Consider the following 18,373-nt stretch of genomic DNA (forward strand, 5'->3'; position numbering starts at 1 on the left):
CCCGCTTTCAAGGAGTAACCCATGACCACCGCACCGATCCTCATCGCTTACGACGGCTCATCCGGCGCCCGCCATGCGCTCGAAGAGACCGCCCGGCTCTTTCCCGGCGCCCCCGCCGTGGTCCTCTACGCCCGGCAGCCACTGGAGAGCCTCGCCGCGCACCTGGAAGGCCACCCCGCTCTGGAAGAGCTGCGCGACTTCGACGACAAGACCCTCGACGCCTCCGAACGACTGGCCACCGAAGGCGCGGATCTCGCCCGCGGACTCGGGCTGAAGGCCGAACCGCGGGTCGCCTCGATCCCCGAGGAGACCGTCGCCGACGCCATCGCCGATGTCGCGGAGGAGATCGACGCCTCGCTCATCGTGATCGGCTCACGAGGCCGGCAAGGATTACGGGCACTTGTCGCCGGGAGCACCTCCACCCACGTGGTCCACACCTCGGGCAGGCCCACACTGGTCATCCCGTCCAAGCCGCTCGCGGACGCCCGTCGCCACACTCGGCATCGCGCCGTTCGCTGAGACGCCTGCCCTTCTCCCGGCTCTCCGTTCCAGGGAGCCGGGAGAAGCACCACCGAGCAACCATGGGAGCACCCCGGCTCGGCCAGAGCTATATGAAAAACGCGAAACCCCAGCTCAACAGGTGAGCTGGGGTTTCCGTGCGGTGCGCCGCCAGGGACTCGAACCCCGGACCCGCTGATTAAGAGTCAGCTGCTCTAACCAACTGAGCTAGCGGCGCTTGCAGAGAGGAATATACCGGCACTCCGCATCCTGGTCGAATCGGTATCACCTGTCCGCCAACCGCTAGAATAAAGTTCGGCAAGCAGACAGGAGCATCGATGTTCGACTCGCCCGCCGACGTGACCGAGCGGCTCGCCGCCGTTGACTATCTCTCCGACGACGCCATCTCCACCTCGGTGTTCCTCGCCGCCGCCCTCGGCAAGCCGCTGCTGGTCGAGGGCCCCGCGGGGGTGGGCAAGACGCAGCTGGCCAAGGCCGTGGCGCAGGCGACCGGCGCACAGCTGGTCAGGTTGCAGTGCTATGAGGGGCTCGACGAGGCCAGGGCCCTGTACGAGTGGAACTACAAGAAGCAGCTCCTGCGCATCCAGGCCACGAGTGCCGATGACGACATCTTCAGCGAGGAGTTCCTGCTGGAGCGGCCGCTGCTCAAGGCGATCAGGGCCGGGGTGCCGACCGTGCTGCTCATCGACGAGACGGACAAGGCGGATGTGGAGGTCGAGGGGCTGCTGCTGGAGCTCCTGTCGGACTTCCAGGTGACGATCCCGGAGCTGGGCACGATCAGCGCGGTCCGCAAGCCGTACGTCGTGCTGACCTCGAACGCGACCCGCGAGCTGTCCGAGGCGCTCAAGCGGCGCTGCCTGTATCTGCACATCGAATACCCGACGCCCGAACGCGAGCGCGACATCGTGCTCAGCCAGGTGCCGACGATCCGCGCGGACCTGGCCGAGCAGCTGGCCAGGACCGTCGCCACGCTGCGGGCCATGGAGCTGAAGAAGGCGCCGTCGGTGGCGGAGACGGTCGACTGGGCCAACACGCTGCTCGCGCTCGGGCGCGACGAGCTGGACGAGCCGACGGTGGCCGGCACGCTGGGCGTGGTGCTCAAGCACGCCTCCGATCATGCTCGCGCGGTCAAGGAGCTCGGGCTGCCCTCATGAGTGACACCTCGCTGGTCGACAGGCATGTCGGGTTCGTGCACGCGCTGCGCGAGGCGGGGCTGCCCGTGTCGCTGGCCGAGGGGCTCGACGCGGCGCGGGCGCTGCGGGTGATCGACCTGACCGAGCGCGAGTCGCTGCGCGCCGCCTACGCGGCGACGCTGGTCAAGAAGCCGGGGTACCGTCCCGGGTTCGACATGCTGTTCGACCTGTGGTTCCCGTCATCTACGACCGGTCTCTACGACGAACGCTCGGTAAAGAGTGACACCGCCGAGCTCAGCGAGCTGCGTGACCAGCTGGCCAGGCTGCTGACCAGGGGCGGCGAGGCCGAGATGCGGGAGTTCGCCAGGGCCATGGTCGGGCGGTACGGCCGCCAGCCGGCGGGTCCCGGCCGCCAGAACTGGTTCTCCTACAGCGTCCTGCGCGCCCTGTCCCCCGAGACGCTCATGGCCCGGATCCTCCAGGAGGTCCTGGCCGGCCAGGAGCGCGGCGGCCTGGCCGAGAAGACCGCCCGCCAGCGGGTGAACTCCGGCATCAAACGCTTCGAGGAGGCGGTCGCCACCGACGTACGCCGCCGGATCGCCGAGGACTCCGGCGTCGAACGCATCGCCCGCTCGGCCGTACGCCCCCCGCTCGACCAGCTCGACTTCCTGCGCATCACCAAGGCGGACCTGGCCAGGCTGCGGCGCGAGGTCTACCCGCTGGCCAGGCGTCTGGCGGCCAGGCTGACGATCAAGCACAGGAAGGGGCGGCGCGGGCGGCTCGACTTCCGGCGCACCATGCGGGCCTCGCTACAGAGCGGCGGCGTGCCGCTGACCACCCATTTCAAGCCGCCCCGGCCGCACAAGCCCGAGCTGGTGATCCTCTGCGACACCAGCGACTCGGTCTCGTCGTTCGCGCACTTCACGCTGCTGCTCACGTACGCGCTGCGGGAGCAGTTCACCAAGGTACGGGCGTTCGGGTTCGTGGACACCGTCGACGAGATCACCCGCTTCTTCGTCCCCGGCGCGGACGTGGTGGAGGCGATGACCCGGCTGGCCAACGAGGCGGACATGGTGCGCTTCGGGCGCACGAACTACGGCCACTCCTTCGAGCGCTTCGCCGAGCGCTACGGCGACGCGATCGGCCCCAAGACCTCGCTGCTGATCCTCGGCGACGCCCGCTCCAACTACCAGCCGGCCGCCGTCGACACCCTGCGCGCCCTGGCCGCGAAGGCCCGCCACGCCTACTGGCTCAACCCGGAGCCCCGGCAGCAGTGGGACACGGGCGACTCCATCGCCACCGACTACGACGCGGTCGTGCCGATGTACGAGTGCCGCAACGTCGCGCAGCTCAGCGCGTTCATCCAGGACCTGGCCTAAGCGCGCTGGAGCTCCCGGGCGGCGGTGCGGGTGAGCAGCTCGATCTGCTGCTCGTCGAGCACCTCGCCGGCGGTCGCCTTGATGCGCCGGGCCGCCAGGCTCGGCTTGAGCAGTGTGAGGCCCTCCGCCGTGACCTGGCCGCCGCGCGGCAGCAGGCCGCAGTGCACGGCGAGCAGCGGCGTGATCGTCACCGGGATGCCGGTCTCGCGGGTCAGCAGCTCGGCGAAGGCGTTGGAGGTCTCGGCGAGAGACTTGGCCACCTTGGTGCCGTACTTCTCGCCGAAGAACAGCCGCCCGTTGTAGGTGGCGATCTCGGTGTCGGGGCTCCACGACTCGTTGTCGATGGCCCACAGGCCGCCGGGACCGATCACCAGGTGGTCGATGGAGGCCTGATCCCTGATGGCCCGGCCGTCCAGGACGCTGTAGCCGAGCTTGCCGAGCGAGCGGCGGAGCATCCGGCCGGTGATCACCTCACCGCGCCGCCGGCCGCGCCAGACCGCGGTCGCGTGGAAGGAGCGCCAGGCGATGAACCAGTCGACGCCGGCCACGATGCCCGCGAGGGCGACGCCGTAGAAGGCGACGAGCGCCAGGTCGAACCGGATCGCCAGGCCGATGCCGGCCACGAAGCCCACGCCCGCCTTGATCATCCTTGATCGCTTGCGGTTGTTGGCGTCCTCCCGCCAGAACTTCTCGTAGTACCACTGAGGCGAGGCCCCAGTGAACTTCTCGTCCTGCTGCACGTAGATCGAGCCACCAGGCACGGCAAACTCCCCCAATGAGTCGCTGAACCATCAGGATCTGCCACGCCGAAGATCCCTCGCTGAGTCAATTAATACCCCACCTGACCCCAACGGAAGCAAGGGGACCCTAAGGTGACGGAAATAGCACCTGCGGGAAGTCCATCAACCGACCAGTCGGTATGCTGTGACACGTGAAGGAAGAACCGGTACGCAGGAGGCTGCTGAGCGAGGCGACCCGGCTGTTCGCGGAGCGGGGCTTCGAGGGCGCCTCCGTGCAGGAGATCGTCGTGGCCGCCGGCGTCACCAAGGGCGCCATGTACCACTATTTCGACTCCAAAGATGATCTGCTGCACGAGATCTACGCGCGCGTGCTGCGCATGCAGATGGAGCGCCTGACCCACATCGCCGACGGCCCCGGGACGGTCGCCGAGCGGCTGCACGCGGCGGCGGCCGACGTCATCGAGACCACCACCGCGAACCTCGACGACTCCAAGATCTTCTTCCGCTCGATGCATCTGCTGGCGCCCGAGACGCGCAAGACCGTACGCGCCGAGCGCCGCCGCTACCACGAGCGCTTCCGCGACCTGGTGATCGAGGGCCAGCGCGAGGGGCTGTTCAGCGAACGCGTCCCGGCCGAGCTGGTCGTCGACTACTTCTTCGGCTCGGTGCACCACCTGGGCAGCTGGTTCCACACGGACGGACCGCTCACCGGCGCCCAGGTGGGCAAGCACTTCGCCGACCTACTGCTGACCTCGCTCGGGGCCGGGCACATCGGCGAGTGAGGCCGGCGCCGGCACGTCGGCCAGTGAGGCCAGCGCCTCCCGGTGGTCGCCAGGCGTGCCGAGTGCCGTCTCTGTGGCTTTGGCGCGCTTGAGGTAGAGGTGCAGGGGGTGCTCCCAGGTCATCCCGATCCCGCCGTGCAGCTGCAGGGCCTCCTCAGCCGCGTGTACGGCCACACCCGCGTTCCACGCCTGGGCCACGGCGACCGTCACGGCCGAGTCGTCACCGGCCGCGGCACGGGCGGCGGCCCGCGCCCTGACCACGTCGAGCCAGAGATCGGCCAGCCGATGCTTGATCGCCTGGAACGAGCCGACCGGGCGGGCGAACTGGTGGCGCTCCTTGACGTAGGCGAGTGTGGTGTCCAGGCACCACTCCGCCACCCCGAGCTGCTCGGAGGCGAGCAGCCCCGCGCCGGACCGCAGCACCTCGGCCAGGTCACACGGGCCCAGCGACCGCGCGGGCGCCGCCGAGAAGGTGACCGTCGCGACCGGCCGGGTCAGGTCCAGCGACGGTACGACCCGGACGGCGGCGTCGGCGGCCTCGACCGCGTACAGCTCACCGCCGACCGGCACCAGCAGCACGTCGGCCACCTCCGCCCCCGCGACCGCGGACACGGTCCCGGACAGCGTCCCGCCGTCCAGGCTCACCGACGAGCCCCGCCCCGGCCGGTACGGCGAGGCGGCGAACGACACCACCAGGGCCGCGGTCGTCCGCCCCTCCGCCAACCCGCCCAGCAGATCGGCCGAGCCCGTCGCCAGCAGCGCCTGGGTGGCCAGCACGGCGCTGGTGAAGAACGGCACCGGCGCGACACCCCGGCCGAGCTCCTCCAGCACGACACCGGCCTCGCGGGCCGACGCGCCCGCTCCGCCGTACTGCTCGGGAATGAGCAGGCCCGCCACCCCGATCTCCCCCGCCAGCGTCTTCCACAGGTCGAGGTCGTAGGGGTCGGACTCCACCCGCTTGAGCACCGCGGCGGGCGGACAGCGGTCGGCGAGCACCCCGCGCACGGCGGCGCGCAGTTCCTCCTCGACCTCCGAGTACAGCAGGGTCATCGTGGCAGGTCCTTCCAAGGGACGTCCTTGTCGACGCGGGGTTCTGAGGGCAGGCCGAGCACCCGTTCGGAGATGATGTTGCGCAGGATCTCCGAGGTGCCGCCCTCGATCGAGTTGCCCTTGGCGCGCAGGTAGCGGTAGCCGGCGCCACGCCCGTAGAAGTCGAGGTCCTCCGATCGGCGGAAGGTCCAGTCGTCGTAGCCGAGCTCGCGCCTGAGCTCGATGTCGAGGCCCGACAGCTCCTGGTTCAGCTTGGCGAACGACAGCTTCATGCCCGACCCCTCAGGACCGGGGTGGCCGGCGACGAGCTGTTCGCGCAGCCGTACTCCGGACAGGCGGGTCACCTCCGCCTCGACCCACAGCGACAGCAGCCGCTGGTGCAGGTCGTGCGTGCGCAGCTCGGGGTGCTCGCGCCAGGTGTCGAGCACCGGCCCGATCATGCCGCCGCCACGTCGTACGGGAGCGCCGCCGATGGCGACGCGCTCGTTCATCAACGTGGTCTGGGCGACCCGCCAGCCGTCGCCGACCTCACCGAGCCGCAGGTCGTCGGAGAGCCGCACGCCGGTCAGGAACACCTCGTTGAACTCGGCCTCCCCCGTGATCTGCCGCAGCGGGCGCACCTCGACGCCCGGCGCGTGCATGTCGCAGATGAAGTACGTCATGCCGCGGTGCTTGGGCACATCCGGGTCGGTACGGGTGACGAGGATCGCCCACCGGGCGTGGTGCGCGCCGGAGGTCCAGACCTTCTGGCCGTCGACGACCCACTCGTCGCCGTCCCTGACCGCCCTGGTGGCCAGCGTCGCCAGGTCGGACCCGGCGCCCGGCTCGCTGAAGAGCTGGCACCAGATCTCCTCACCGGTCCACAGCGGCCGCAGGAAGCGGCGCCGCTGCTCCTCGGTGCCGAACGCCAGGACCGTCGGCGCCGCCATGCCCAGGCCGATGCCCTGCACGCCGGTGTTGAGCTGCGGCGTGTCGGCGAGCTCCCGCTCGACGACCTGCTGCAGGTCCCGCGACACGCCCAGCCCGCCGAGCCCTTCGGGGAACCAGACCCAGGCCAGCCCGGCATCGAACCTGGCCCGCAGGAACTCCAGCCGATTCTTCGGATCACTGGCGCCGAGGAGCGCGTCGACGCGCTCCTTGATCTCCTTCTCGTTGATCTCCGCCTCGTTCACATGTACCTCTTCAGTTCGCGGTAGGCGAGTGAGCGCTTGTGCACCTCGTCGGGGCCGTCGGCCAGGCGCAGCGACCTGGCTCCCGCCCAGAGCCCCGCCAGGGGGAAGTCCTGCGAGACGCCGCCCGCGCCGTGCACCTGGATCGCCTTGTCGAGGATCCATTCCACGGCGATCGGGGTCGAGATCTTGATGGCCTGGATCTCGGTGTGGGCGCCCTGGTTGCCGACGGTGTCCATGAGCCAGGCCGTCTTGAGCACGAGCAGCCGCAACTGCTCGATCCGGATGCGGGACTCGGCGATCCACTCCTGGATTACGCCTTGCTGCGCGACGGGCTTGCCGAACGTCGTACGCGCCAGCGCGCGGCGGCACATCAGCTCGACCGCGCGCTCGGCCATGCCGATCAGCCGCATGCAGTGGTGGATACGGCCCGGCCCGAGCCTGGCCTGGGCGATCGCGAAGCCGCCGCCCTCCTCGCCGATCAGGTTGTCGACCGGCACCCGTACGTCCTCGAACACGATCTCGGCGTGGCCACCGTGGTCGGCGTCGCTGTAGCCGAACACGTGCATGCCGCGCTTGATCCGCATACCGGGCGTGTCACGCGGCACCAGGACCATGCTCTGCTGGCGATGCTTGGGCGCGTCGGGGTTGGTCTTGCCCATGAGGATGAAGATCTTGCAGGCGGGGTTCATCGCGCCGGAGATGAACCACTTGCGGCCGTTGATGACGTACTCGTTGCCGTCGCGGGCGATGGAGGTGGCGATGTTCGTGGCGTCGGAGGAGGCCACGTCGGGCTCGGTCATCGCGAACGCCGAGCGGATCTCCCCGTCGAGCAGCGGCCGCAGCCACTCCTTGCGCTGCCACTCGTTGCCGAACATGGAGAGGACCTCCATGTTGCCGGTGTCGGGCGCGGCGCAGTTGGTGGCCACCGGGGCGAGGTTGGGGCTGCGGCCCATGATCTCGGCCAGCGGCGCGTACTGCAGGTTCGTCAGCCCCCCGCCGTGCTCTCCCGGCAGGAACAGGTTCCACAGGCCGCGCTTCCTGGCCTCGTCCTTGAGGTCGGCGACGAGCGGCGGGGAGCCCCATCCGCTGGTCGCGGCCTGCTCCTCGAAGGCGGCTTCGGCCGGATAGACGCATTCGTCCATGAAGAGCAGCAGGCGCTCACGCAGGTCCTCGGTGACACTGTCGAAGGCGAAGTCCATACCCCGGAGCCTACCGACCGGCCGGTATGAGTGTCGACAGGTGGTCGCCGATAAACCGGCGCATGTGGCCGTAAAGGCGATCCGGATCTTCTTTTAGGGTGACCGCTATGACCGCGAACCTGCCCTCCCCTGTGGTGCTCGAGAACGACGTCGTCCGCCTTGAGCCGCTGACCATGGCCCACATTCCCGACCTGTTCCTGGCCGGGGGCGGGGATGAGGAGGTCTGGCGCTGGATGCCCGCCAAGCCGCCGCAGGCGGAGCCGGAGCTGGCGGAGCTCGCTCAGGGCCTCATCTCGGACGACAAGCACATCCCGTTCGCGGTCGTGCTCAGGTCGTCGGGGCTGGCCGTCGGCTGGACCACGTACGGCGACGTGCCCGGGTTCGAGAAGAGCATCGAGATCGGCTGGACCTGGTACGGCCGGACGGTCTGGCGTACTGCCGTCAACACCGCCTGCAAGGTGTTGCTCATCGACCACGCTTTCGACAAGCTGGGCTACAACCGCGTCTTGCTCAAGACGGACGTCCTCAACCTACGTTCGCAAAACGCCATCAAGCGCATCGGCGGTGTGCACGAGGGGACGCTGCGCCGCCAGCGCAGGAGGCCGGACGGCACGTGGCGCGACACGGTCTACTTCGGCATCCTCGAAGAGGAGTGGCCGGACCACCGAGCTCGCCTGATCCGTTAGCCGAAAGGGCCGCATGACTGACCGGCTGGGGGGCTACTGGTTAGGCTCCCGGCTCGGCGGTGCCGTCCATGACGCCTACGACGAGTCGGGCACTCGATATGCGCTCACCCGCCTCCCCTTGCTTTTTTCGCGGCCCCGGGGCCATGTCAAGGCGGCCCTGCAGGTGCGGTCGCTGTGCGTCGCGCGGGTGGTGGACGCCTGTCTCGACGGGGACGCGCCGTATCTGGTCAGCGAGTACGTCCCCGGGCCGACGCTGGCGGAGGTGGTCGGGCGGCGGGGGCCGTACGGCGGGGACGACCTGTACCGGCTGGCGGCGGCCACGGCGACGGCGCTGGCGGCGATCCACGAGGCCGGGGCGGTGCACGGGGGGCTCACGCCGGACCGGGTCGTCCTGGGGGCGGAGGGGCCGCGGCTGGTCGGGCTCGGGGCCGCGGCTGACGGGAGCGGGCCGCCGGGGGATGTGCGGGACTGGGGCAGGCTGTTGGTGTTCGCGGCGTACGGCCCCGCACCACCCGACGGCCTGGACCCATCGCCGGGCCAGCCCACTCAGCCTGGGCGGTCTGAGCGGCTGCTTGACCGGTTCGATCGGCCGCTTCGAGAGCTTGTGCTGGCGGCGCTCCGCCGGGATCCGGACCGGCGGCCGAGCGCGCATCAGCTGCTGCTGTCCCTGCTCGACGTGCCGCAGTCACAGCAGGGGCGCCTGCTCCCGCCCGAACCGGTGGACGACCCGCCGCTGGGCGCGCGGGCGGAACGCCTCTACCTCCAGCTCAGCCGCGCGGACCAGGACCTGGTGCCCGAGGTGTTCCTGCGCCTGGTCGGCATGGCGGCCGACGGCACCGACACCCGCCGTCGCGCCACCCGCAGCGAGCTGGTCACCGGCCGCCCTCCGGAACAGGCCGGCATGGACCGGGTCCTCAGGGCGTACACGGAAGCGGGGCTGATCGACCAGAGCGGCACCAACGCCGACGGGGTGGTCATCGCCCACGCGGCCCTCCTGCGGGCCTGGCCGCGCCTGCACGAGTGGTTGGACGCCGAACGCGACGGCCTCGCCGTACACCGCGACCTGACCAGCGCGGCGCGGCGGTGGGAGTCGGGCGGGCGGCGGGAGACCGACCTGTTCCAGGAGGACGACCTGGACAGGGCGCTGGCGTGGGCGGCGAGCGGGCGGCGGCGCGTGACGCTGAGCGCCGCCGAGCAGGCGTTCCTGGACGGCGGACGCGCGCTGGTACGCGGCCGCGCACGCGGTCGGCGGCGGACCATGGCGGCCCTGGCGTCGGTGACGCTGGTGGCGGTCCTGGCGGCGATCGTCGTCGCCGTCTGGCACGACGGCAGCGCCGACGGGCGGCTCGACCAGGCGATGGCGAGGGTGGCGGCGTCCAGGGCGCGGGCGCTGCGGGCGGCCGACCCGGTGACGGCGCGCAGGCTGAGCCTGGCCGCCTGGCGCCTGGCCCCGGTCGCGGAGGCCCGTGCCGCGCTGGCGGACTCGGCGGCTGATCCGGCGGTGGACGTGTTCGCCGACCCGTACGGCGGTCCGCACTCGCTCGATGCCCTCAGCGACGACGGCACCCGGCTGGCCGCGCTGACCGACGGGACAATCCGGGTGTACGACCCCCTTTCCCGCAGGCAGCTGGCCATGACCGCCGGTCCTGCCCAGAGCGTACGGGCGCTGGCCTGGTCCCCCGACGGCCGGACGCTGGCGCTCGTCGGCGTCGACCGCTCGTACCTCTGGGACACGACTTCGGGCGCGGGCGTGGGACCACCCTTCGGCCGGGGGCTGGGCGCGCCGGGGCAGCAGGCGGCGTGGTTCAGTCCGGGGGGCGGGCTGCTGTTCGCCGCGGCCCGCCAGTCAGGCGAGCGATGGGCCTGGAACCTGCGGACCGGCCGGGCCGCGTTCGTCGGCCAGTACGTGGTGGTGGGGCCGCACGACAAGGTGGCGCTGGTGTTCGCGGGGACGCGCTCGGAGGTCGTCCGCCTGTCCGGTCATGGCGCCCGTACGCCGACGCCGTGGCTGGACCGGATGCCGTGGGAGTACACGGCGTTCAGTCCTGAGGGTGAACGGGTGGCGATCGCCGAGGAGACCGGGGTGCAGATCTACACGCTGGACGGCGTGCCCGTGCTCCCCGCCCGGCTCCGGCCCTCTCCTGGCACCCTCACCTTCAGCGCCGACGGCCAGCTCCTGGCCAGCACGGACAGCGACCGCGTCCGGGTCTGGCGCGTCGCGGACGCCACCCGCCTCACGGATCGCCAGGTCCCGGCCGCCGGTGCCGACCGTCCCGTCCAGGCCGCCCTGGCGCCGGGCGGACGCTGGCTCCGCGTACTGGCCGGCCACGGCACGGTCCTCACCATCGACCTCGCCCACGCGACCCCACCCCCGGACCCGGCCGGGTCGGCGGCGTCGATCTGCGGCCGATACGGAGGGCTGTCCCAGACTGATTGGGACCGATATCTGTCCGAGGTGCCGTATCGACCGGTGTGCTAGCTCACCCCACCATGTGCGGGTGCTCGCATGCCTCGGTACTCGCATGCCTAGATGGCCGCACGGCTTGGTGGCCTCGCGCGTAGACGCTCGTGCGCAGGTGGCCGCGCACGCAGGCGCTCGCACGTCAGTGGCCGCACACACAGGCGCTCGTACGCCGGTCGCCGCACACACAGACGCATGTACGTCAGTGGCCGCACACGCAGACGCATGTACGTCAGTGGCCGCACACGCAGGCATTCGCACGCCAGTCGGCGCACACGCAAGCGCTCGTGCGTCGGTGGCCGGGGCGCGATGGTCCGCGTCGCCTCAGGTGCCTGATCCCAGCATCCCCCGCAGGAGGTCCCGTACGGCCTCCCGCAGGTCGTCGAGTGAGGGCACGGTGCCCGCCCCCGCGATGGCGTCGAACATGATGCCCTCGCCGAACGCCACCAGCTGCCGCCCATGCCGCACCGGATCCGGCGACCCCAGGGCGCCCAGCAACCCGGTGACGGGATCCCGGAATCGGCGCCCTGCCTCGTCGTAGATCTTGCGCAGCTCGGGCCGCCTGGTCGCCTCCAACGCCAGCTCGTAGCGGGCCAGCGTGCGCCGGCGGTCGGCGAGCTGAACGTGCAGCGCCTCGGCCACCAGCCCCGGCAGATCGGACTCCAGGAACGGGTCAGTTGCGGCGTTCGCACCCTGGAGCGGGTCAGTTGCGGCGTTCGCGCCCTGGAGCCGGTAGACCGGGGCCAATGCCTGTACTTCCAGGTCCGTGAGGCGGGAAAGCGTCAGTTCCAGCAGCGCGGCGCGGGTGCGAGCCAGGTTGGACGTTGACCCGGGCGGGAGGCCCGCGGCCTCGTCGACGGCTCGGTGGGTGAGGCCGCGCATGCCGCGCTCCGCCAGCAGAGTGATGGCCGTGTCCGCGACGGTCTCAGAGCGCTTCACGAGCAGCAAGACTACACCGGTAGTGCCGCCGGACTACAGGCGTAGTAGGGTGAAACTACAGACGTAGTTCGGGAGGCAAGGCATGGCCAGAGCTGTGGTGATCGGCGGCGGCATAGGCGGACTGACCTCGGGGATCGCGTTGCGGCGCAAGGGCTGGGACGTGACCGTGCTCGAACGCGCGGCCACGCTGGAGCCCGTCGGGGCCGGGGTGGCCGTCGCCGCCAACGCGTTGAAGGCGCTCGACGTGATCGGCCTGGGCGACCGCGTGCGCGAGTTGTCCAGGATCCAGGGCCAGGTGGGCGTACGACAGCAGAACGGGCGCTGGCTGACGCACACCACCGAGGACAAGGCCCAGAGGCTCTACGGCGACTCGATCGTCATCCTGCTCCGCGCCACCCTCGTCGAGCTGCTCATAGAGGGCCTGGGCCACGAGCGCTTGCGCTTGAACACCACCGTCACCGGGGTGGACGCCGACCAGGGCATCGTCCGCACCGGTGCCGGTGACATGCAGGCCGATCTGATCGTGGCCGCCGACGGCATCCACTCGGCGACGCGCACCGCGCTGTTCCCCGAGCACCCCGGTCCGGTGTACTCGGGGGTCACCGCCTGGCGGGGGCTGGTGACCGCGCTCGACCGTGAGGTCCCGAGCACGGAGACGTGGGGCAGGGGCCTGGTGTTCGGGGCTCACCAGTTGAATGACGAACTCATCTACTACTACGCGACCGACCTGTCACCCGCCGGAGCCGTCCACGCGGACGAGCGCGCGGAGTTGCTGCGCAGGTTCGGTGGCTGGCACGATCCGATCCCCGCCCTGATCCGCGCGTCGGACAACGCACGGATCCTCCGCAACGACCTCTACTACTTCGACACCCCGCTGCCCGCCATGCACCGGGGCCGGGTGGCGCTGGTCGGCGACGCGGCCCATCCCATGACGCCGAACCTCGGCCAGGGCGCCTGCCAGGCCATCGAGGACGCCGTCGTCCTCGCCCTCACCGTCTGCGGCGACTTTGGGATTAGTGGTGGTTCTCCAGGCCGACGCCTCGACGCGAATGACCCAGCTGGGCGACTCGGCGCTGAGAACGCGAGTGGAGGCCTCGGCGTTGGGGGCGGGCTCGCCGCCTATACGGCCGCGCGTCTGGAGCGGACCGCGGGCATCGTGCGCCAGGCGATGACCGTCTGCAAGGTGACCAAGGTGCGGAACCCGGTGGCCGTCGGGCTGCGGAACGCGGGGGTGGCGCTCGCCTCGCGGATCACACCAGATCTGATGTTGCGGTCAATGAACGAGATCCTCGGGTGGCGTCCACCCCGACAGGCTGGGAGTGATCAGGGGCCAGCCGCCCGAGTGTGATCGTTCCCCCGATGGTGAGTGCGGCCGCCAGCATGGCCGGGACCGCCGTGGACGGGCTGGTCGGGAGTGGTTCGCCGAGGAGGATCGCGCCCGCGAGCACCGAGGTGATCGGGTCCACGACCTGTACGCCCGCGTACGCGATGCCGAAGTAGCCCACCGCGTAAGAGCGTTGCAGCATCACGACCGCGCCGACCAGCAACACGGGGATGACGAGTGTGAACCAGTGCAACAGCCTGCCCCAGTCCCCGTTCATGCCACCGCCGACCGCCCGGACGAACGTTGACACGCTCGCGGTCACGGCGCCGGCGCCCACGGACAGGACGAGGGCCTTGCCGGGTCCGCGCAGCCGGTTGGCGACCAGTTCGGCGGCGAGCACGATCAGGCCGATCACGACGATGAAGCCGATCGCGGCCCCGCTGCCGAGACTCGGCCTGACGTTGTGCGCCGGGACCAGCACCATGAGCCAGAGCAACCCGACGGCCACCGCGATGGAGCCGAGGATCTCCGCCTTGTACGGGCGGCGGCCGTACATCAGCGCGGCGAGCGGCACCGCGAACACCAGAGTGGCCACACTGATCGGTTGTACGGCGACCAGCGGCGCGAGGCTCAGCGCCACGGCGTGCAGGGACGCGCCGACGAAGCCGATGACCCCGCCGATCCACCAGCGGGGGCGCTTCACCAGTCTGAGGGAGGCGCCCTCCGCTACGGCTTCGTACTGTTGCAGCGCCGCGCCGAACGCGTATCCGAGTGCCCCGGCCAGCGCGATCACGAGACCGACCCAGGTCATCGGCGCCCGCGCAGGGACATGGATCCTTCCAAGAGCATTGCACCAGCTTATGAGGGAAGCTAAGTGCTTGAATCATCCTTTTGGCCAGACATCCCTCATCACGGACGTACCGCCGCACCAGTCCGGTCCATCACCCCAGCCACACAGCGGGACGACGGGACGTGTCAGGATTTTTCAGGACTTCTCGGGGCAGACGCAGAACAGGTGTCCCTCCGGGTCCTGCATGACGACCCACCCCACCTTCTCCTCCGTGATGCCGGGCTGGAACGCGGGCTTCGTCGCCCCCAGGGCGATGTACTCCGCCACCGCCCGCTCCACATCCGGCACCCGGAAGTCGAGATGGAACTGCTTGTCCGAGCTGGGCCACTCCACCGGCTTGCGGTCGGCGACGCGGCCGAAGTAGATGTTCGTCGTCCCGTCGCCCACCGCGGCGTACTCGTCCTCGGCGTATTGGATGTCCAGCCCGGTCACCTGGTGCCAGAACTCGGCCAGCCTCTTGGGCTCGGCGCAGTCGATGGTGAAGGCGATGAGCTTCGCGTGAGTTGTCATGAGTGAAGGTTCGCAGGCGTACCTGCCATCTTTTGTCAGGTACGCCTAGCCGCGACGCGTGGCAGATGTCACACGCTTGAGGATCCTGTCCCACTCCGTACCGAACGGGTTGTCCTGCACCAGATACGTCCAGGTCGCCGTAGGCCGCTTGAGATCGGGCTCCGGCGCCTCGAACGATTCGACCGAGCGGCGTTCGACCTCCGACAGCAGCGACTTGTACTCCGCCACGGCCTCCCGGTGGAACTCGTCGATCGGACTCATCCGGCCGAGCGCCCGCAGGTGGATGCCCTCGCGCAGGTCGGTCAGGAACGCCAGGTGCTCGGTCCAGCAGCGGTCGATCGCGTGCAGCACGATCTGCCTGGCCGTCTCATCGCGGGTGTCCTCCGGCAGCGCCGCCCAGCGCTCGGGGTCGGCCTCGGCCAGCGCCTTGGCCGCCGAGTCGCCGTGCAGGACCTTGTCGCGCCACTCCAGGATGAGCTCGCGCTGGTGCTCCAGCAGGCGGGTGTAGCGCCAGGTGTTGCGGTGGATCTCCAGGTTCACGCCCTCGGCGACCCGCTGGGCGTGGGCCACGAGGTAGGGGCCGCGGCGGTGGCGTACCAGGCCGTCGGCGTCTGCCGCGGGCGGGCGCTCGTCGGGGACGAACTGGGTGATGAGGTCATCCCGCATGCTGACGAAGAACACCGAGGCGCCGGGATCGCCCTGACGGCCCGCGCGCCCGCGCAGCTGGTCGTCCAGGCGGCTGCTCGCGTGGCGGCCCGAGCCGATCACGTACAGGCCGCCCAGCTCGGCCACGCCGTCACCGAGCCGGATGTCGGTACCGCGACCGGCCATCTGCGTGGAGACGGTGATGGCGTCGCGCTCGCCGGCCTTGGCGATGATCGCGGCCTCTTCCGCGTCGTTCTTGGCGTTCAGCACGACGGGCTCCAGGCCGCGCCGCTGCAGGAGCTTGGCCAGGTTCTCCGACTCGGCCACGTCCAGCGTGCCGATGAGGATGGGCCGGCCGGTGGCGTGCGCCTCCTGGATCTCCTCGACCAGGGCGGCGTCCTTGTCCGGAACGGTCGGATAGATGCGGTCCGGCTCGTCCTTCCTGACGCACGGCCGGTTGGGCGGGATCACCGCGACCTTGAGCCCGTAGAACTCACCGAGCTGCTCGCTGACGGCCACCGCCGTGCCGGTCATGCCGGAAATCTGCGGATAACGCCGGATCAGGCCCTGGACGGTGATCGAGTCGAGGATCTCGCCCTTCTCGCTGGGCGGCAGCGTCTCCTTGGCCTCCACGGCCGCCTGCAGGCCGTCGGGCCAGCGCTGGAGCACGGCCACCCGGCCACGAGACGGGTTGATGAGCTGGACCTTGCCGTCGCGCACGATGTAGTCGACGTCGCGGGTGAGCAGGGCATGGGCGTGCAGGGCGAGGTTGAGCTCGATCAGCGTGCCGGGCTCGTTCTCGTCGTACAGCTCGACGTCCAGCATGCCCTCGACGCTGTCGGCGCCCTTGGTCGTCAGGTAGACGTTGCGCGCCTGGTCGTCGATCTCGTAGTGGTAGCCCCGGATCAGCTGCCTGACCAGCGCGGCCATCTCCGGCACCGCGCTGCCCTCGTCCGCCGCCCCCGCCATGACCAGCGGCACCCGCGCCTCGTCCACGAGCACCGAGTCGGCCTCGTCGACCAGCGCCACCTCGGGCGCGGGCACGATGATCTCCGCCGCGTCGGTGCGCAGCCGGTCGCGCAGCACGTCGAAGCCCATCTCGCTGACGGGTCCGTACGTGACGTCCTTCGCATAGGCCGCACGCCGCTCGTCGGGCGTGGAGTTCTGGTCGATCCAGCCCACCGAGACACCCATCGCCTCGTAGAACGGCGCCATCCACTCGGCGTCGCGCCTGGCCAGGTAGTCGTTGACGGACATCACGTGCACCCGCTTGCCCTGCAGCGCGTAGCCGGCCGCGGCCATCGCCCCCGACAGCGTCTTGCCCTCACCGGTCGCCATCTCGGCGATCTGCCCGTCGAGGAGGGCGAGCGTGCCCAGAAGCTGCACGTCGTACGGCCTGAGCCCGAGCGTCCGGTCGGCCGCCTCCCGCGCCACGGCACAGAACTCCGCCAGATCATCCATTTTCGGCTCGGGCAACTCTTCGAGCGCGCCGATGCGCTCAGCTCGTTCGCCCGCCGCCTTGACGATCTTTTTGTACGGGCTGAGGTTCACCCCGCCCGGACGATCCAGGAGGTTTCTCACTATTCCGGAAATCGACGCCACAATCCCTCCAACGCATGCTTTGTCAGCGCCGTTCCCATTTAGTGTCAAGTGCGCTCAATCGGGAGCGGAGCGACGGTACGGCAAGCATCGCCGTACCGGACCCTAACTCATAGGACGCCCGCAATCGCCACTCCGCTCCGCGACCACTAATCCTTCTCTGTAGTACATCCTGCTTGTACGGCCGGAACCACCACCGCCGCGAGCAGCAACGCGCACCCGCACCATGCCATCGGCGTGAGCCGCTCACCGAACAGCACCACGCCGAGCACGGCCGCGCCGACCGCCTCGCCGAGCGAGATGATGGAGACGGTCGTGGCGTTGAGCGCGGTCAGGGCGCGGAAGAACAGCCCGTACGCGAGGGCGGTCGGCACGGCGCCCAGGTAGAGCAGCACGGCGACAGGCGCCACCCCGGCCGCCGGCAGCACCCCGTCGACCAGGGCGAACGGGGCGAGGCAGGCGGCCGCGACGGCGAAACCGCCCATGGCCGTGCGCTGGGAGTCGTCGCGGTGGTGGCGCGAATAGAGGGTCCGCGAGAAGACCGTCACGGCGGCGTACCCGGCCGCGGACACCAGAGCCAGCACGACCCCGGCCGCCCGCCCGCCGCCGACGCTCCCGATACCCCCACTGGCGAAGGCGCTCTCGCCGGTGAGGAGGAGCAGGCCGCCCAGCGCCGCGGCCAGCGCGGCGAGCGCGGTGCGGCCGATGCGCTCCCGCAGGAGGAAGCGGCTGCCCAGCGCGGTGAACACCGGTGTGGCGCCCATCGTGACCACCGTGGCGACGGCCACGCCGGACTGGGCGATCGCGCCGAAGTAGGCCGTCTGATAGACGGCCATCCCGACCCCGACGAGCAGAACCCGCCGGTCGAAACGCGCCCACGGCGGGGAAGGCCGACGCCCGCCGACATCACCCGGCCGAACAACAACTGGCCGAACGACGGCCGACCGTTCGACGGCCGACCGTTCGACGGCTCGCCGACCGGCGGTCGCGGTGAGGCGGGTGGTGACGTACAGGAAGGCAGCGCCCAAAAGGTAGCGCCAGAACGAGACGTCGACGGGGCCGAGCCCGCCCGTCTGGAAGAGCAGGGAACCGGCGGCACCGCCGGTTCCCCAGGCGGTGGCGGCCACGGACATGAAGAAGACGCCCCGCCGCGCGGAGACATGGGACATGACTGATCTCTCCGGATGGAGTGGTGGAAGTGGGCCCGGTGCGCGGGCAGCAGCCACCCCCAGATCTGGTCAGATCCGGAAAAATCGGGAAAAGCCGCCCGCTACTCGGCGGGCGGAGGGGAACAGATCAGTCGACGAGGCACGACGCCCACTCTAGCGCCGACAATCCACCACGATTCGCCAGGTTTCCCGACGTCGGAGGCCAGCGCCCGGGCG

General features: G+C 70.4%; 16 protein-coding genes and 1 tRNA gene. 7 read left to right on the forward strand and 10 right to left on the reverse strand.

What is annotated here, in order from left to right:
• The first annotated feature begins 21 nt into the window (after positions 1-21).
• Positions 22-519, forward strand: a complete 498-nt coding sequence (locus AB0B61_RS05790) for a universal stress protein (protein ID WP_358428548.1) — start codon at positions 22-24, stop codon at positions 517-519.
• A gap of 143 nt (positions 520-662) precedes the next feature.
• Here AB0B61_RS05790 and AB0B61_RS05795 read toward each other — a convergent pair.
• A tRNA-Lys gene (locus AB0B61_RS05795) sits at positions 663-736 on the reverse strand.
• 100 nt (positions 737-836) lie between these two features.
• On the opposite strand from AB0B61_RS05795, the gene AB0B61_RS05800 reads away from it, so the two are divergent.
• Both AB0B61_RS05800 and AB0B61_RS05805 read left to right on the forward strand, forming a co-directional pair.
• Positions 837-1,673: a MoxR family ATPase gene (locus tag AB0B61_RS05800; RefSeq protein ID WP_357643945.1), complete on the forward strand. Its 837-nt coding sequence runs from the start codon at positions 837-839 to the stop codon at positions 1,671-1,673.
• A complete protein-coding gene (locus AB0B61_RS05805) occupies positions 1,670-3,031 on the forward strand; it encodes a VWA domain-containing protein (protein WP_358428552.1) in 1,362 nt (453 codons plus the stop codon). The genes AB0B61_RS05800 and AB0B61_RS05805 overlap by 4 nt, the downstream gene beginning before the upstream one ends.
• Here AB0B61_RS05805 and AB0B61_RS05810 read toward each other — a convergent pair.
• A complete protein-coding gene (locus tag AB0B61_RS05810) occupies positions 3,028-3,792 on the reverse strand; it encodes a nuclease-related domain-containing protein (RefSeq protein ID WP_358428555.1) in 765 nt (254 codons plus the stop codon). The two genes, AB0B61_RS05805 and AB0B61_RS05810, sit on opposite strands and share 4 nt — an antisense overlap.
• A 170-nt stretch (positions 3,793-3,962) precedes the next feature.
• Between AB0B61_RS05810 and AB0B61_RS05815 the strand changes: the two genes are divergently transcribed.
• Positions 3,963-4,553, forward strand: a complete 591-nt coding sequence (locus AB0B61_RS05815) for a TetR/AcrR family transcriptional regulator (protein WP_358428558.1) — start codon at positions 3,963-3,965, stop codon at positions 4,551-4,553.
• Here AB0B61_RS05815 and AB0B61_RS05820 read toward each other — a convergent pair.
• The 3 genes from AB0B61_RS05820 to AB0B61_RS05830 are packed head-to-tail and all read right to left on the reverse strand — an operon-like array spanning position 4,512 to position 7,974.
• Positions 4,512-5,603 (reverse strand): acyl-CoA dehydrogenase family protein, encoded by a 1,092-nt coding sequence (locus AB0B61_RS05820; protein ID WP_358428561.1) that lies wholly within the window; start codon positions 5,601-5,603, stop codon positions 4,512-4,514. The two genes, AB0B61_RS05815 and AB0B61_RS05820, sit on opposite strands and share 42 nt — an antisense overlap.
• A complete protein-coding gene (locus tag AB0B61_RS05825; RefSeq protein ID WP_358429325.1) occupies positions 5,600-6,760 on the reverse strand; it encodes an acyl-CoA dehydrogenase family protein in 1,161 nt (386 codons plus the stop codon). Before AB0B61_RS05825 ends, AB0B61_RS05820 begins: the two co-directional genes overlap by 4 nt.
• Positions 6,761-6,771: 11 nt before the next feature.
• On the reverse strand, positions 6,772-7,974 hold the full coding sequence (locus AB0B61_RS05830; protein ID WP_358428564.1) for an acyl-CoA dehydrogenase family protein: 1,203 nt from the start codon (positions 7,972-7,974) through the stop codon (positions 6,772-6,774).
• Positions 7,975-8,081: 107 nt separating this feature from the next.
• On the opposite strand from AB0B61_RS05830, the gene AB0B61_RS05835 reads away from it, so the two are divergent.
• Positions 8,082-8,660, forward strand: a complete 579-nt coding sequence (locus AB0B61_RS05835; RefSeq protein WP_358428567.1) for a GNAT family protein — start codon at positions 8,082-8,084, stop codon at positions 8,658-8,660.
• A gap of 13 nt (positions 8,661-8,673) precedes the next feature.
• A complete protein-coding gene (locus AB0B61_RS05840) occupies positions 8,674-11,139 on the forward strand; it encodes a hypothetical protein (RefSeq protein WP_358428570.1) in 2,466 nt (821 codons plus the stop codon).
• A gap of 306 nt (positions 11,140-11,445) precedes the next feature.
• Here the strand turns inward: AB0B61_RS05840 and AB0B61_RS05845 are convergent, their stop codons facing one another.
• A complete protein-coding gene (locus tag AB0B61_RS05845; protein WP_358428572.1) occupies positions 11,446-12,060 on the reverse strand; it encodes a TetR family transcriptional regulator C-terminal domain-containing protein in 615 nt (204 codons plus the stop codon).
• Positions 12,061-12,142: 82 nt separating this feature from the next.
• Between AB0B61_RS05845 and AB0B61_RS05850 the strand changes: the two genes are divergently transcribed.
• Complete coding sequence (locus AB0B61_RS05850) at positions 12,143-13,408, forward strand: FAD-dependent monooxygenase (RefSeq protein ID WP_358428575.1); 1,266 nt, start codon at positions 12,143-12,145, stop codon at positions 13,406-13,408.
• Here AB0B61_RS05850 and AB0B61_RS05855 read toward each other — a convergent pair.
• The 4 genes from AB0B61_RS05855 to AB0B61_RS05870 all read right to left on the reverse strand — a co-directional run bounded on the left by AB0B61_RS05855 (position 13,311) and on the right by AB0B61_RS05870 (position 18,157).
• A complete protein-coding gene (locus AB0B61_RS05855; RefSeq protein ID WP_358428578.1) occupies positions 13,311-14,195 on the reverse strand; it encodes a hypothetical protein in 885 nt (294 codons plus the stop codon). The genes AB0B61_RS05850 and AB0B61_RS05855 overlap by 98 nt on opposite strands.
• A gap of 174 nt (positions 14,196-14,369) precedes the next feature.
• A complete protein-coding gene (locus tag AB0B61_RS05860) occupies positions 14,370-14,744 on the reverse strand; it encodes a VOC family protein (protein WP_358428581.1) in 375 nt (124 codons plus the stop codon).
• A 45-nt stretch (positions 14,745-14,789) separates the two neighbouring features.
• On the reverse strand, positions 14,790-16,970 hold the full coding sequence (secA2, locus tag AB0B61_RS05865) for an accessory Sec system translocase SecA2 (RefSeq protein ID WP_358428584.1): 2,181 nt from the start codon (positions 16,968-16,970) through the stop codon (positions 14,790-14,792).
• Positions 16,971-17,137: 167 nt separating this feature from the next.
• The gene (locus AB0B61_RS05870; RefSeq protein WP_358428586.1) at positions 17,138-18,157 is read right to left on the reverse strand and encodes an EamA family transporter; all 1,020 of its coding nucleotides are present in this window, start codon (positions 18,155-18,157) and stop codon (positions 17,138-17,140) included.
• Positions 18,158-18,373 lie beyond the last annotated feature (216 nt).

It is taken from the genome of Nonomuraea sp. NPDC049158, from assembly GCF_040648335.1.
Taxonomy (GTDB): domain Bacteria; phylum Actinomycetota; class Actinomycetes; order Streptosporangiales; family Streptosporangiaceae; genus Nonomuraea.